Consider the following 14194-nt stretch of genomic DNA (forward strand, 5'->3'; position numbering starts at 1 on the left):
GCAATTAACCATTTAAAGTTAATTCAATCCTTGTTGCTGGCGAACTTGCATGTGCTGCAACAAGACTTGACGTGGGGTGCTAAACCAAATCGCGATCAATGCAAAGCTGACTAAAGCAAATGCCCAGATATGGAAATGTGTATATAACACACGAACCAGTTCAATAATCACAAAGAAGCTCATCATCAATAACATTGACACTGATGCGGCAACCGTTCCTTTCGAAACTTCAGAAGACATCAAGGCAAAACGATACATCACTGAGAAACTAATCCCTTCACCGAAGCTGATCAACGTCATTCCAATCAATAAACAAGGAACAAGATAAGCGTTCCAGATCACACCAGCGATCAAGAATAACGTGCCGAGGAACATGATCGGTAAGCCCATCAAAATGGTCTTGCCTAATTCAAAACGATCAATAATTTTGATTAAAACGATATTTCCTGCAATCAAACCAAAGAACACAGGGAATTGCGCTAGACCATACTGCACACTACTCAGTTTTAATTCATCAACTAAGATAATCGGCGATAATGCAATCCATAGCATCAACGGCATACTCACCAAAGGCAGTGCTAAGGTAAACCCTAAAAATTGACGATCAGTAAAGACTTTTTTAAAGTCATCAAACATATAGCTGAACGGTTGTTTGGCACGACTTTCCTGATGTGCTGGCATAAATTTATTTAAGCCAAACCAACTCAAGAAAGACACCAATGCAATCGCTACAAAGCCCCAATGCCAAGACACATAATCAATTAAGAATGCACCTAAAACAGGACCAAGCAAGGGTGCTAATAACGAAATATTCGCCATTAAAGCCATCACTTTAATTGCATCACGCTCAGCAAAGGTTTCCTGAATCGCAGCATAACCGACTGCTGAAATGACAGTTAATCCAATCCCTTGTAAGAAACGCAAGGCAAGAAACTGCTCAATATTGTGGGTCAATAAAATGAGCAAGCAACAGATCGTGAAAAATGCCACACCCGCCAATAACACTTTCTTACGGCCGAGGCGATCTGATAAAGGCCCTAACAACCATGCGACACTCGCGCCACCTAACAAATAAAATGACATCGACGAGGGTGCCCACGTTGCACTCACACCGAATTGTTCTGTAATCGCCAGCATCGCTGGCTGGATCAAGTCATTACCGATATAAACTGAAAACTCAAATAGCACCAAGGCTAAAGGAAACATGAGCGTTATACGGTTTAACGTCATATTCTGATTATTCGTCATCATGTTGTATTCACAAAAATAACCAACTGGCGTTCGTCCCATTTTCAACAAACGAAAACAGGATCATCACCACAATCATGGTTTAGATTTAAATTAAATTTTGATTTTCATGCTGAGAGAAAGCATGTTGTAAATGTGAAAACACCGTATTCACAAGGTGTATATAAGAAAAACAATCTATTTACGTGAGACTGGTAAATGTTTTACCTTTTGGCAAAATCGCCAAGCGCAAATCTAGCACTTTTTTAAAATGACTGCAATTTAATCAAGCCGAATGAATTGTATTGATGTGTGAATAACAAAGAAGTTATCCACAGTTTTGTTGATCTTTTAGGCATGTTCAAATTAAGTCCCCCTATTAAGGACAAAGTTCAAACTGGAATTTTTCGGTATTCTCCCCTCGTGCACATTGATAGCTTTGTTTTTTATTGACGATTTTCCAAACGTCTTGATCTCTTTTTAACTCGTACTCGGTTCGGATTGCCATAACAGAATCATCTAGCTGTGCTTGTTCCACTGTAATTTCAGCATCCGTTGGATTTTCTGCACTGTTGAATTGTTGATTTATTTTTAAATTGGTCTCGTCATGAAACAAATTGGGCTGATCTGATAAAACGGCATGCATTGCTGTACTTTTTTGTACGGCTGCTTGCTGCTGCGACTGAGCAATTGGTGGACTGCAAGCCGCTAGAAATAAACTACACCCCAAAGCCATCCAAATTTTATTCATTTTAACCGCTCCCACAGACCCAATATGTTTATGCTACTATGCAAAGCTGAACTGCAAAGCAACAATATGTATATGACTTGCAACAGATTTGTGATATTTAGCACTTTATCTATAGTGATCACAAACGATTAAAAAACCTATATTTTTATAATCAATATCGCGTTTTAGGACATAACTTATGCCTGATTTATCTAAAAATTTAACCGTCATTTTACTCGTCACCACAATCTTGGTTGGCTGTTCAAAAAAGGAAGAAAGCTTTGCCAATGATGCCGCCCTTGAAACAGAAAGCGCAGAGTTTAGTAAAGCAATACAAGAAAATATTGCAGAAAATCCCAAACAATTACTTAGCCCACAACAGAATCCTTTAGAAAAAAGCCGCCAATTGGTTAAAACTTCACAACTGCAATTTGAAGTCAAAGATGTATTAAAGACAACCTCAACCCTCGAACAACAGTTATTGCAATACAATGGTTATATCGAAAGCAAACAAATCGATTATCAGATCAGTGATCGTTCCGAACGAGATCGTATTGACGGCAGTGTAGATATTTATGAAAAAATCACACCTATCGCACAACTGACTGTGCGCATTCCGAATGAACAAGTCACCAGCTTTCTCAATAACTTATTGCCATTGATGCTGAACTTTAATACCCAAAACTACGAAGCAAAGCGCTACGAATTAAAGTTACTCGAAGAAAAACTTAATACGGCTAATCAAAGCAACGCTGAATCAAATGCTGTCAACAATCAGCTACAACAACTCACTGATCTTGAAGTCAAAGACCGTTTAGCTTATAGCACCATTCGTCTTGAGTATTTCCAACAAGCCCAAGTCCGAAAAAGCCATGATCTCAATATCAATCGTATTGCGACCTTGGATAGTGATCCACTCCTTAGTCGTGTTTGGGAAGCAATTAAAATGGGGCTGTATGGCTTTAAAGAAACCATTATTTGGTTAGTGATGTTCTGGCCGCTATATATCGTAATCGCACTGTTTTGGTGGATTCGTCGTTGGTACAAAGCAAGAAAGCAATCTCAAGGATAAATGTATTCAATGCACAATTATTGATTTTTAATCAATAGTATTTTGCTTATTTATGCATTTTTACTCATGAATAGATTTTCTAAAATGCGCTCCAGTTTTAGAAATTTATTTTGAGTCATCGCATGAGCAATATTTTAATTATTAATGGTGCAAAACAGTTCGCTCACTCTAAGGGTGAGCTAAATGACACGCTTACTGAGTTTTCAGCATCTCATTTAAAAGTATTAGGGCATCAGGTACAAGTCACTCGTACCGACAGTGACTATGATATTCAAGCCGAAATTGAAAAATATTTATGGGCGGATGTCGTGATTTACCAAATGCCAGGTTGGTGGATGGGTGCACCATGGACAATGAAAAAATATATTGATGATATCTTTACCATTGGTCATGGTTCACTTTATGCCAGTGATGGTCGTAGTCGTTCTGATGCATCGAAAAAATATGGTTCAGGCGGCCTAATCCAAGGTAAAAAATACATGTTATCGCTGACATGGAATGCACCAATGGAAGCATTCACTGATCCTGAGCAGTTTTTTCATGGAGTTGGTGTAGATGGTGTTTATTTACCGTTCCATAAAGCCAATCAATTTTTAGGGATGGAATCATTACCTACATTTATTGTGAATGATGTGATCAAAATGCCGAACGTACCGAGTTACCTTGAGGCATATAAAAACCATTTAGATCAGATTTTCATATCAAACCATTAAGTGAGAAAATATCATGTTGACAATTATTGCTGAAATTTATACTCACGAAGGCGCTGAGCATCGCCAAGCTGTATTAGATGCTTTCCAAAAAATCATTCCAACAGTACTGGCAGAAGATGGTTGTCATGGCTATGAATCTTTGATTGACCATTCACCTGCAATAGAAATGCAAGCACTCAATCAGAATAGCATCGTAATGCTAGAGAAATGGCAAAGCACTCAACATTTAGAAGCGCATATGCAAACGGCACATATGTTGAAGCATTTTGAAGCGACCAAAGCGCATGTGGCTAATGTCAAAGTGCGTATTTTAGAAGCTAGTTTTTAAAAACCTCTAATCACTTGATGGTCTTACAAGAGAAAGGAAATCATAGTTTCCTTTTCAGTGTCTTACCGTGATGCATCCTATATAACCTATAGACTTACGTTACTTTTTTAAAAAAGTAACCAAAAACTTCGTCACCCACAAAACCTGTTCACTACTGGGATATATTTACTTATTTTGCAAAAACAATATATTACCAATAGCACGCAGGTTGTGGATGACATTTAGCACAAGCAGATTAATGTATAAATTCAGAGGAAATGCCTTTTATCTCCCCCTGTTAAATAGCAAAAGACATTTTTTACTGATAATAATGCTGCTTCAAATGGCGACTATATTCCGTTAAATAACGTTCTAAACCCTCTCGACGATCAACTTTTTGCATTTCTTTAGCAGCCAATTGCTCTATTTTGGTTTCCAGTAAATTCAGAATCGCAGTTTGTTCCATTTCAGGAAGTTGAGCTTTTTCTTTTTGCTGTTTTTTAATTTCCAAATAATCTTCTGCCCAATGACGTAATCGATCATGCTCAGAGACTTGGGCGAATAAATCGGTAATCAATAATTCAGGCATGACTTCTTGCGTGGCTAACTCTGCCGACATCAAACCACGGATCGAATAAAATACTTTTTTATAAGTAAAATTATCCGCAGTTTGCATTACTTTCATCCCACCTTTTGCTAGTGATAAGTAGTGATGATACAAAGCACTGTAATCGATTCGTTCTAGCAATCCATCGCGAAAGGTTTGCCACTCTGGAAAGGCATTAAAATAAACAATATGCGCTCTCACCCACTCCAAAACGGTAGGATTACTTTTTGCTAGTAATCCAAACATTTTATCGAGATCATATGAAACGAAGTCAAAATCGCCATCCATGATCTCAATCAAATCACGATATTTCTTATAATCAAAATATTGATCTTTACTCGGCAAATGGAAGCCACGCACATCATAGTCACTGTCAGGGCTTGCCATCCCCCATAAACGACTCCCACTTTCAATATAAAATAGCGGGATGTCTTGGCGTTGCTGGAAAAGTTTTTCTATTTCATGATGGATATTCATTTGGATAACTTCATTGTTCAAAAATTAAGACTTGCGAGAGACAATAATATTTTTTACTGTTCTAATTCATTTGATTTTAAAAAGATAACCATTCGATAAAATCAACTCATTCAATATAACAAATAGGATCAATCATGCAACTGACTCATGCGGGGCAAATTTTTTTGATTGTCTTTGTGATCTTATGTGTTTGGTCTTTTGCTTTAACAAGACTTTGGCTAAAACGTTTAGCCGACAATCGTGAAAGTAGTAAACTCGAATTTGCTTATTTATTTGCTGTTGTTTTTAGCATCAGCGCTTTATTTTTTCCATTCTGCTATTGGGTTTCACAGGCTGTTTATGATTTGGCAACTAAGCCAACCTATGATGCCAAAATCGTGAGCTATAACTCCGAATGGGTTGATACTGAACGTACCGATTCAAATGGCAGAAAATACAGAACACAAACTTTAATGCACACCGCTCAAGTGCAATTTAAAGATCAATACAACAAAACTATCACTATAGATAATTCAATCCGCTCTGGTGATGTTCCTATTATCGGCGATCATCTGACTGTCGTTTATAAAGATGGCGATCATAATGCTCAGGAAAAGAGTTGGCGGAGCATGCTGCTCTTTGCTGCTGCTTTATTTATGTTATTTATATTGGGTTTTGTCTTGTTGATGATCATTGCATATGGTCTGAATCGAGAGATGAAACCGTATAAGGCGTTTGCGAGCTTTTTAATTTTTAGAGTAACACTCACACTTGGCACAATGGCAATGTTTGCTATGTTGTCTTACGCAGTTTTTGCTTATTTCTTTTTAGGTAATCCGCGTGATTTACCTGTATGGGTCGTTGCAATTTGTGGCTTCTTTTCCGTGTGTCTTTTACCATTGATTTATCATATTTTGACGGGTTGGAAAGCGTATAGGGACAGATAAGTCAAAGCTCAAATTTACTATCGTGCCAACGGCACGGATGCCGCTATGTGGAACTGCTGTACAAGGATGTACTGTCAGTTCCACAAAGGATTTTTGTCTACTTTTGATCCTTCAAAAGTAGAAAATACCCATCTTAACCCCCACAGAAACTCTCTAGCTAATAAGTATTAGGCTATATAGAAATTTTCTAAAATATATATTTAAACAATAAAAAAGCGCATCTTTCGATACGCTTTTAACAGAACTTCTTTTATTTAATCAAGCATTAAAGATCAAATAATTTACCTGGGTTCATAATCCCATTCGGATCAAAAGCCAACTTCAATGCTTTCATATATTCAATTTCTTCAGGCGAACGTGAATATTCCAAATATGGCTTTTTAGTCATCCCCACACCATGCTCAGCAGAAATCGAACCATCATATTTTTTCACGGTATCAAATACGTATTTATTCACCACCTGACACTTCGCAAAGAATTCATCTTTGGTTAAGTTTTCAGGTTTTAAAATATTTAAGTGCAAGTTACCGTCACCAATATGACCAAACCAGCAGATTTCAAAGTCTGGATAGTTTTGAGAAACGATGGCATCAATTTCCGCAATAAACGCAGGCACATGCGTAATCAACACTGAAATATCATTTTTATAAGGAATAAACGGCGCAATTGACTCAGAAATATCTTCGCGTAAACGCCATAAGCTTTGTGCTTGATCCAAGCTTTGGCTCATTACGCCATCAACAACCCAGCCCTGTTCCATGCAATGCTCAAAAATCTGCATCGCTTTGTCCATGATTGGCTCGTACGGCGCTTCAAATTCAAGTAATACATAAAATGGGCAAGCTGTTTCAAATGGACGTTGTACATGACCACGATCCAAAACTTTTTGCATCGCCACTTCACCGAAGAATTCAAATGCAGTTAAGTCGATTTCTTTTTGGAAAGCATGTAATACAGGCATCACTGCATCAAAATCTGGCGTGCCTAAAACCATCACTTGCAAGTTTTGTGGTTGACGCTCAAGCTTGATTTCAGCTTCAGTGATTAAACCTAAAGTTCCTTCACCACCGATGAATAAATGCTGTAAGGCATAACCTGTGGCATTTTTAATCATGCCTTTATTTAAACGAATAATATCGCCTTTACCTGTGACAACCGTTAGACCTAACACCCAGTTACGTGTCATGCCGTATTTAATTACCTTGATACCGCCTGCATTAGTACCAATATTTCCACCGATTTGACTAGAACCTGCCGATGCAAAATCAACTGGATAATACATGCCTTGTTGTTCAGCATAATCCTGTAATTGCTCAGTTACGACACCCGCTTGAACACGCACCATACGATCCGCTGGGAAGAATTCAAGGATTTGGTTCATTTTGTCAAAGCTAATGACGATCTCACCATTATTTGCCACAGCACCCGCTGAAAGACCTGTACGACCACCAGACGGCGTAATCGCAACATTAAATTGATTGGCAAGTTTAACAATGGATTGAACTTGTTCAGTGCTTGAAGGAAAAACGATGACTGATGGGTTCGGATCAAAATGTTTGGTATGATCTCGTCCCCAATTTTCCAAACTATCGGCATCGGTTTTAATACGGTTTTCACCCACAATTGCCGTTAATTGGGTCAACAACTCAGGTGTTAAAGCGACTGAAGCATTCATCGTTTACAGGCCTAGTAAGAAGTAAATATCGGGCTTTTGGATTGCAAGTTAATATTTTTCAATATCTTAAATAAAGAAAAATAACATCATCCAAAATATAGAAGCTCTACAGAACAGCTCAAAGCTAGATATATTTAGATTTGAACATTAGATATTTATATTTTACATAGAAGCGCGCAAGGGATAAAGCGCAGGATAAGGATACTGTAATAACAAAATGTGTATAACCAATAAAATTCATGTATTGCTGAAAAATTATCAACAATTCTAGTGAGGTAATTTTAAACGAAATATCTATAACACCAAGCTCTATGCTATAGTACTGCAACTAAATTTTGGCCTTTGTAGCGGAGCCGTAATGAGCCAACATCTATCACTACCGAAAGACAAAATCCGTTTCCTATTGTTAGAAGGCGTACATCAAAATGCCATCGATACATTAAATGCAGCGGGTTATACCAACATCGATTACCACAAAACAGCACTTGAAGGCGAAGCTTTGAAAGAAGCGATCAAAGATGCTCACTTTGTTGGTATTCGTTCGCGTACTCAATTGACTGAAGAAGTTTTTGAAGCAGCGAATAAATTGATTGCCGTTGGTTGTTTCTGTATTGGTACAAACCAAGTCGATTTAAAAGCAGCGATGTCTCGCGGTATCCCAGTTTTCAACGCACCGTATTCAAATACGCGTTCGGTAGCAGAATTGGTTCTTGCTGAAACAATCCTGTTGCTTCGTCGCGTACCTGAAAAATCGAAAGTAACTCATGCTGGCGGTTGGGATAAATCTGCTGTGGGTTCATTTGAAACTCGCGGTAAAACTTTAGGTATCGTTGGTTACGGTTCGATCGGTTCACAACTTTCTGTTTTAGCAGAAAGCTTAGGTATGAAAGTGATCTATTTTGATGCTGTGACTAAATTACCATTAGGTAATGCACGTCAAGTTGGCTCTTTAGATGAACTTTTAGAAACTGCTGATGTTGTAACATTACACGTTCCTGATGTTCCTTCTACGCGTAACTTCTTCAAGAAAGAACAATTCGCGAAAATGAAAAAAGGCTCAATCTTCTTAAATGCAGCACGTGGTACATGTGTTGTGATTGAAGATTTAGCGGATGCAATCAAAGCAGGTCACATTGCTGGTGCTGCGGTTGACGTATTCCCTAAAGAGCCTAAAGCGAATGGTGAAGAATTCCAATCACCACTTCGTGGCTTAGACAACGTAATCTTAACACCGCACGTTGGTGGTTCGACGATGGAAGCGCAAGCAAACATCGGTTTAGAAGTTGCTGAGAAGTTTGTTGCTTACTCAGATAAAGGTATGACGCTTTCTGCGGTGAACTTCCCAGAAATCGCATTACCACTTTCTGATGGTCAACATCGCTTACTTCACATCCACAAAAACGTTCCAGGTGTGTTATCGAAGATCAACACATTGTTCGCTGAACAAGGCATCAACATCTCTGGTCAGTCTTTAATGACTAAAGGTGATATTGGCTATCTCGTTATGGATGTAGATGCATCTGCATCTCAAGAAGCGCTTGATACCCTAAGCCAAGTTGAAGGCACGATTCGCGTGCGTGTATTGTTCTAATAGCAAATTTAGAACAATATAGAAAAAGCCACAGTTTATGCTGTGGCTTTTTTATGGGCGTTTGAATTATTATGTGAATAATATACCAATTGTTCAAAAAATAAGACTTCTTCCCATGCTCAAGACACCTCTACATGCTGTGTTACTACTTATGATCGCCATGTTATGTGTACAAGGCAGCGGTTCACTTGCAAAGATTCTATTCCAAAGCTTTCCCGTTCTTACTGTTTCAGCGATGCGCCTATTTTTTGGTGCAATGATTCTGGCCATCATTTTTCGAATCTGGAAAATTAACTTTAAACACGTTCGCTGGAAAGCAATCCTCAGTTATGGTGTTGCACTTGCAGGGATGAATGGTCTGTTTTATTTATCTTTAGAACGTTTACCACTCGGAATTGCTGTTGCTTTTGAGTTTATTGGGCCATTAAGTGTTGCGCTCTATCATGCCAAGCAACGTTTTGATTTCATTTGGGTTGGCTTTGCGATTTTAGGGCTAATTTTGCTTTTCCCGATGCAACAAGCACAACAAGGTATAGATCTCGTCGGTGTATTTTTTGCGGTTAGTGCGGGTGCTTGTTGGGCACTTTATATTATCGCTGGACAGAAACCATCTGGTATTTCAGGCAATCACACCGTGTGTCTTGGTATGACAATTGGCATGCTGTGCCTACTCCCTTTTGCGGTATATTCAGGTGCAATAGATCGCGTCTTTGAATTACCAAGCCTCTATTATTTTATAGGACTTGCGATCTTAGCAAGTGCATTACCCTTCACCTTAGAAATGATTGCACTACGCAACTTAACACCGCTTAGCTTTGGTACATTAATGAGTTTAGAACCAGCGGTAGCCGCACTTTCTGGCTTTGTATTTTTAGGTGAAATGCTTTTGTGGAATCAATGGCTGGCGTTGGGCACTATCATCATTGCATCGATTGGATGTACCTTTACGACACAACATGCACGCCAACAAAAAGAGGCTAAATAAAATGCCTCAACATCTTAAAATAATACAGATCTCACAGTATGATCATCTCGCCTACACCTTAGCTTAACTTATTCGTCTGATCGGTCTCCCATGAAAAATCTCCAGTTGATTGCAGTGTTGTACATGGTTTTATCCATGGTGGCTTATCAAATTAGCGCATCATTTGCCAAACAGTTGATTACAACGCTTGATCCACTCACCGTGACGATTTTAAGGCTGAGTTTCGCAACCATTATCGTTGCGATCATGTTCCGCTCATGGACCATCATCTCTAAGCTGAAATACTTAAAATGGCGTGATTTACTGCTCTATAGTGCATCTTTAGGTTGTATGAATATTTTATTCTATACATCGCTTGGTAAGCTGCCTCAAGGTATTGCTGTAGGTTTAGAGTTCATTGGCCCGCTTGGTTTGGCCCTACTTTCAATCAAACAGCGCAGCGATTTTATTTGGGTAGCATTTGCGATTTTAGGCATTGCACTCATGGTACCCTGGCATGATGCACAGCAACAAAACTTTTCATATATCGGCGCAGCCTGCGCACTAGGTGCTGGTTTCTTTTGGGCACTCTATATCTTCTTTGGACATCGTGTTGCCCAACAAAATATTGGTTTACATGCATTAACTCTTGCTATTGGCATGTCAACCATTGTGATGCTACCGATTGGCCTATGGAGTAATGCGCCTGCTTTACTAGATACTCAATACTGGGGCAAAGCTTTAGTGATTGCGATCTTAGCCACTGCAATCCCTTATGCGCTAGATTTAATGGCACTCAAGCGGTTAAGTAAATTGAGTTATGGAACACTCACCAGTCTTGCACCTGCTCTAGCAGCCTTAGCAGGATTAGTCATCTTGCATGAACAAATTAGCTTACTGCAGTGGGTCGCATTACTTTGCATTATGCTTGCGTCGATTGGTGTAACCTTACGCGGTGAAAAGTCACAAACACAGTAAACCGCATTGATCACCTTATAGAAAAATTAGGTATCGGTATTTTTGTATTTCTGATATTCAGCAAGATACTTTTTGCCTAATTTGTCTTTTTCACTATCTGCCAAGATTTTTCCTGCTTGTTGGAAAAATTTGTGCTCCTCTTCTTTTAAATGATGATGGACTTTTTCACTTAATTGTTTTGCTATTGCCAACCAACTCGGATTACTCATCTCAGTATCTTCTAGTTGTTCAACCAATTCATCCATTTCATGGTGTTCAGCTAATGCATGTCGGGTAATATCTAATCCCACATCATCGAACATTAACGGAATATATAAATAACGGTCTTCAGCAACTGAATGTGCATATAGTTCTTTTTTGAGCAAAGCAAAAAGCTCTTTGCGTTCATCACTTGATCCACTGGTTTTAATTAATTGATCTGCCAAACTGCGTTGCTGTTCATGGCTTTCCCTAAGCGCTTCAAATATATTCATTTTTACCTCTAAGGTTGGCTAACAACCACAATACAAGATGCCATAAAGCTGATACGGTGGTGTGTGGCTAAATACTTATCTTAGAAAGTGTTTGTTTTTTAGACAGCATCGTTTAGGTGTGTTTTTGTTGTAAACCTTTATCTTTTGAATCAGATAGTAACAATGATTTGATAGCCCAATCGGCAAATCAAGATACTGACTAGAATCAGGAATAAAATACGGATGAATCCGCTACCGTATTTTAAAGCCAAACGCACGCCCAATAATGAACCTGCAATATTTGCAACTGCCATCATCAATCCCAATGCTATCAATACATGTCCCGTCGGGATAAAGAAACTAAGCGCAGCAAGATTAGTCATGAAATTACCAATCTTCGATAACGCCGACGCATGCAAAAAATCAACTTGAAGAAAACGAATAAAAAAGAAAATAAAGAAACTGCCCGTGCCAGGTCCAAAGATGCCATCATAGAATCCAATTGCAAGACTCCCAAGAGCAGCAAAGATCAGTAACCGAGGTGTGATCTGTTGATCAACATGGACTTGTCCAAATTGCTTCTTCATAAAAGTATAAATCGCAATCACGATCAGCATGATTAAGACTACTGGACGCAACACTTCTGTTGGTACCATCGATACACAAGCTGCACCGACAAACGAGCTAATAAAAGCAAAAACCGCAATCACTGCGAGCAGTGACCACTTTAATTTGACTCGTCGGACGAAGGAAAATGCAGCTGAGCCTGTGCCACAAATCGATGCGATCTTATTGGTTCCAAAAATGGTAGCGGGTGCAGTTTGAGGTAACGCACTCATCAGCGCAGGGATCTGAATAAGTCCACCACCACCGACAGCAGCATCAATTGTTCCTGCACAAAAGGCAAAGAACACGAGACTCAGTATCAGCTCCCACTCCATAAAAACAACCTTATAAATTCAATAAACGTTTTGGCACTAAGCGCTTTTTATCTGTAATCTCAGCTAAACCAAGGCAACGTTCACCATCAAAAACTAAAACTTCAGCGGCTGCTTCATGATCGATATTACTTTCTTGACCATTACCGAAATATTTCTCACGCCCTTCAGGAAGTTGGACTCTAGGAAAATGTGCGACAGGAGAAAATACAGGTAGCAATAATGCATCACGTTGTTCTTGAGACAGGCTTTCTAAGTATTCAATCGTATAGCTTGGATCAATCTCAAAATGACCTGTTTGAGTACGATGTAGCTTTGTTAAATGTCCCCCACATCCTAGAGCTTCGCCAATATCCTCGCCCAAAACTCGAATATAAGTTCCTTTTGAACAAGTGACATCTAAAGTTAGACTATCCTCACTAAACTCAATTAGCTTCAATTCATAGATCGTCACTGGACGAGCCTCACGCTCAATTTCAATCCCTTTACGCGCCAGCTCATATAAAGGACGCCCATCACGCTTTAAAGCTGAATACATCGGTGGAACTTGCTGAATATCGCCACGGAATTGCTCGAGTACTGCTTCTATCTTCTCTTGATTTAAGGCAGACACAACACGCTCTTGTAATACAACACCCTCAACATCGCCTGTTGAAGTGGTTTGCCCAAGCTTGACTGTAGTTTGATAACGTTTAGTTGAATCCAATAGATAATGAGAAAATTTTGTCGCCTCGCCTAAACAAATTGGCAATAGTCCTGTTGCCAATGGATCAAGCGCACCGGTATGCCCTGCTTTCTGTGCATTAAACAGACGACGCACTTTTTGTAATGCAGAATTAGAACTTAAACCTAAAGGTTTATTTAATAAGAAAACACCGCTCAAATGGCGATACGAACTTTTTTTCATAATAAAAAGTCAAAGCATAAACATGCATTTTATCAAAATCAGGACTAAGATTATAAAAAGATAGCTTTTAAAAATCTCACTAGCATAAAAAAATGCGCCAATTGGCGCATTTTTTTGCTTTACAACAAAGTTAAAATTAACCTTGTTTACGAGCTGGTAACTTTTCACGAATACGTGCAGCTTTACCAGACAACTCGCGTAGGTAGTAAAGTTTAGCACGACGAACGTCACCACGACGTTTCACTTCGATTTTAGCAACGATTGGAGAGTGAGTTTGGAAAACACGCTCAACACCAACACCGCTAGAGATTTTACGAACTGTGAAAGCAGAGTTTAAACCACGGTTTTTCTTCGCGATTACAACACCTTCAAATGCTTGAAGACGCTCACGGTCACCCTCTTTTACTTTAACTTGGACAATTACTGTGTCACCAGGAGCAAAAGCAGGGATATCAGTTTTTAACTGTGCATTTTCAACAGCTTGAACTAAAGGATGTTTACCACTCATTGTGGAATCTCCAATATGTGCGGGAGAGAAGAGGTCTCTTACACCGCTGAGGATAGAGGCTAAAGCGCATATCGCTCGTTTAACTTTCCCTTTAAAACAGAATGTCTTAAAGAGCCTATTAT

The 14194-nt window shown here is 39.0% G+C and carries 15 protein-coding genes; 7 read left to right on the forward strand and 8 right to left on the reverse strand.

Annotated elements, in window-relative coordinates; genetic code table 11:
• Positions 1–18: 18 nt before the first annotated feature.
• Positions 19–1248: an MFS transporter gene (locus tag ACT4_RS05935; protein ID WP_373278693.1), complete on the reverse strand. Its 1230-nt coding sequence runs from the start codon at positions 1246–1248 to the stop codon at positions 19–21.
• 358 nt (positions 1249–1606) lie between these two features.
• Positions 1607–1978: a hypothetical protein gene (locus ACT4_RS05940; protein WP_004877746.1), complete on the reverse strand. Its 372-nt coding sequence runs from the start codon at positions 1976–1978 to the stop codon at positions 1607–1609.
• A gap of 178 nt (positions 1979–2156) precedes the next feature.
• Between ACT4_RS05940 and ACT4_RS05945 the strand changes: the two genes are divergently transcribed.
• The 3 genes from ACT4_RS05945 (at position 2157) to ACT4_RS05955 (ending at position 4070) form a co-directional block, all read left to right on the forward strand.
• A complete protein-coding gene (locus tag ACT4_RS05945) occupies positions 2157–3029 on the forward strand; it encodes a DUF4349 domain-containing protein (RefSeq protein WP_007480652.1) in 873 nt (290 codons plus the stop codon).
• 122 nt (positions 3030–3151) lie between these two features.
• Positions 3152–3742 (forward strand): NAD(P)H-dependent oxidoreductase, encoded by a 591-nt coding sequence (locus tag ACT4_RS05950; protein ID WP_007480654.1) that lies wholly within the window; start codon positions 3152–3154, stop codon positions 3740–3742.
• A gap of 13 nt (positions 3743–3755) precedes the next feature.
• Complete coding sequence (locus ACT4_RS05955; protein WP_007480656.1) at positions 3756–4070, forward strand: putative quinol monooxygenase; 315 nt, start codon at positions 3756–3758, stop codon at positions 4068–4070.
• A 298-nt stretch (positions 4071–4368) separates the two neighbouring features.
• Here ACT4_RS05955 and ACT4_RS05960 read toward each other — a convergent pair whose 3' ends face one another.
• The gene (locus tag ACT4_RS05960) at positions 4369–5133 is read right to left on the reverse strand and encodes a DNA polymerase beta superfamily protein (protein WP_007480658.1); all 765 of its coding nucleotides are present in this window, start codon (positions 5131–5133) and stop codon (positions 4369–4371) included.
• A gap of 134 nt (positions 5134–5267) precedes the next feature.
• On the opposite strand from ACT4_RS05960, the gene ACT4_RS05965 reads away from it, so the two are divergent.
• A complete protein-coding gene (locus tag ACT4_RS05965; RefSeq protein ID WP_007480660.1) occupies positions 5268–6059 on the forward strand; it encodes a hypothetical protein in 792 nt (263 codons plus the stop codon).
• A 265-nt stretch (positions 6060–6324) separates the two neighbouring features.
• Here ACT4_RS05965 and ACT4_RS05970 read toward each other — a convergent pair whose 3' ends face one another.
• Positions 6325–7734, reverse strand: a complete 1410-nt coding sequence (locus ACT4_RS05970; RefSeq protein ID WP_007480662.1) for an FAD-binding oxidoreductase — start codon at positions 7732–7734, stop codon at positions 6325–6327.
• A 358-nt stretch (positions 7735–8092) separates the two neighbouring features.
• Here ACT4_RS05970 and serA point away from each other — a divergent pair, with 358 nt between their 5' ends.
• From serA to ACT4_RS05985, 3 genes are all read left to right on the forward strand, one after another.
• On the forward strand, positions 8093–9325 hold the full coding sequence (serA, locus tag ACT4_RS05975) for a phosphoglycerate dehydrogenase (protein ID WP_004877767.1): 1233 nt from the start codon (positions 8093–8095) through the stop codon (positions 9323–9325).
• A 115-nt stretch (positions 9326–9440) separates the two neighbouring features.
• Positions 9441–10310 carry a DMT family transporter gene (locus ACT4_RS05980; RefSeq protein WP_007480666.1) on the forward strand — a complete coding sequence of 290 codons (870 nt, stop codon included), beginning with the start codon at positions 9441–9443 and terminating at the stop codon, positions 10308–10310.
• Positions 10311–10400: 90 nt separating this feature from the next.
• Positions 10401–11267, forward strand: coding sequence for a DMT family transporter (locus ACT4_RS05985; protein ID WP_004877770.1), 867 nt, complete (start codon positions 10401–10403; stop codon positions 11265–11267).
• A gap of 26 nt (positions 11268–11293) precedes the next feature.
• Here the strand turns inward: ACT4_RS05985 and ACT4_RS05990 are convergent, their stop codons facing one another.
• The 4 genes from ACT4_RS05990 to rplS all read right to left on the reverse strand — a co-directional run bounded on the left by ACT4_RS05990 (position 11294) and on the right by rplS (position 14072).
• Positions 11294–11740, reverse strand: coding sequence for a hemerythrin domain-containing protein (locus ACT4_RS05990; RefSeq protein ID WP_007480671.1), 447 nt, complete (start codon positions 11738–11740; stop codon positions 11294–11296).
• A 149-nt stretch (positions 11741–11889) separates the two neighbouring features.
• On the reverse strand, positions 11890–12660 hold the full coding sequence (locus tag ACT4_RS05995; protein WP_007480672.1) for a TSUP family transporter: 771 nt from the start codon (positions 12658–12660) through the stop codon (positions 11890–11892).
• Between the two features lie 10 nt (positions 12661–12670).
• Complete coding sequence (gene truB, locus ACT4_RS06000) at positions 12671–13564, reverse strand: tRNA pseudouridine(55) synthase TruB (RefSeq protein ID WP_007480674.1); 894 nt, start codon at positions 13562–13564, stop codon at positions 12671–12673.
• Positions 13565–13700: 136 nt separating this feature from the next.
• Positions 13701–14072, reverse strand: coding sequence for a 50S ribosomal protein L19 (gene rplS / locus ACT4_RS06005; protein ID WP_004660214.1), 372 nt, complete (start codon positions 14070–14072; stop codon positions 13701–13703).
• Between the last annotated feature and the right edge of the window lie 122 nt (positions 14073–14194).

The organism is Acinetobacter sp. NBRC 100985 (assembly GCF_000241225.1).
GTDB lineage: Bacteria > Pseudomonadota > Gammaproteobacteria > Pseudomonadales > Moraxellaceae > Acinetobacter > Acinetobacter venetianus.

Bases quoted from the DNA above. Each gene is read 5' to 3' on its own strand.
- ACT4_RS05985 (WP_004877770.1), top strand. From the start codon at position 10,401: ATGAAAAATCTCCAGTTGATTGCAGTGTTGTACATGGTTTTATCCATG.
- ACT4_RS05950 (WP_007480654.1), top strand. From the start codon at position 3,152: ATGAGCAATATTTTAATTATTAATGGTGCAAAACAGTTCGCTCACTCT.
- ACT4_RS05965 (WP_007480660.1), top strand. From the start codon at position 5,268: ATGCAACTGACTCATGCGGGGCAAATTTTTTTGATTGTCTTTGTGATC.
- ACT4_RS05995 (WP_007480672.1), bottom strand. From the start codon at position 12,660: ATGGAGTGGGAGCTGATACTGAGTCTCGTGTTCTTTGCCTTTTGTGCA.
- ACT4_RS05940 (WP_004877746.1), bottom strand. From the start codon at position 1,978: ATGAATAAAATTTGGATGGCTTTGGGGTGTAGTTTATTTCTAGCGGCT.
- ACT4_RS05960 (WP_007480658.1), bottom strand. From the start codon at position 5,133: ATGAATATCCATCATGAAATAGAAAAACTTTTCCAGCAACGCCAAGAC.
- serA (WP_004877767.1), top strand. From the start codon at position 8,093: ATGAGCCAACATCTATCACTACCGAAAGACAAAATCCGTTTCCTATTG.
- ACT4_RS05970 (WP_007480662.1), bottom strand. From the start codon at position 7,734: ATGAATGCTTCAGTCGCTTTAACACCTGAGTTGTTGACCCAATTAACG.
- ACT4_RS05935 (WP_373278693.1), bottom strand. From the start codon at position 1,248: ATGACGAATAATCAGAATATGACGTTAAACCGTATAACGCTCATGTTT.
- ACT4_RS05990 (WP_007480671.1), bottom strand. From the start codon at position 11,740: ATGAATATATTTGAAGCGCTTAGGGAAAGCCATGAACAGCAACGCAGT.
- ACT4_RS05945 (WP_007480652.1), top strand. From the start codon at position 2,157: ATGCCTGATTTATCTAAAAATTTAACCGTCATTTTACTCGTCACCACA.
- ACT4_RS05980 (WP_007480666.1), top strand. From the start codon at position 9,441: ATGCTCAAGACACCTCTACATGCTGTGTTACTACTTATGATCGCCATG.
- rplS (WP_004660214.1), bottom strand. From the start codon at position 14,072: ATGAGTGGTAAACATCCTTTAGTTCAAGCTGTTGAAAATGCACAGTTA.
- ACT4_RS05955 (WP_007480656.1), top strand. From the start codon at position 3,756: ATGTTGACAATTATTGCTGAAATTTATACTCACGAAGGCGCTGAGCAT.
- truB (WP_007480674.1), bottom strand. From the start codon at position 13,564: ATGAAAAAAAGTTCGTATCGCCATTTGAGCGGTGTTTTCTTATTAAAT.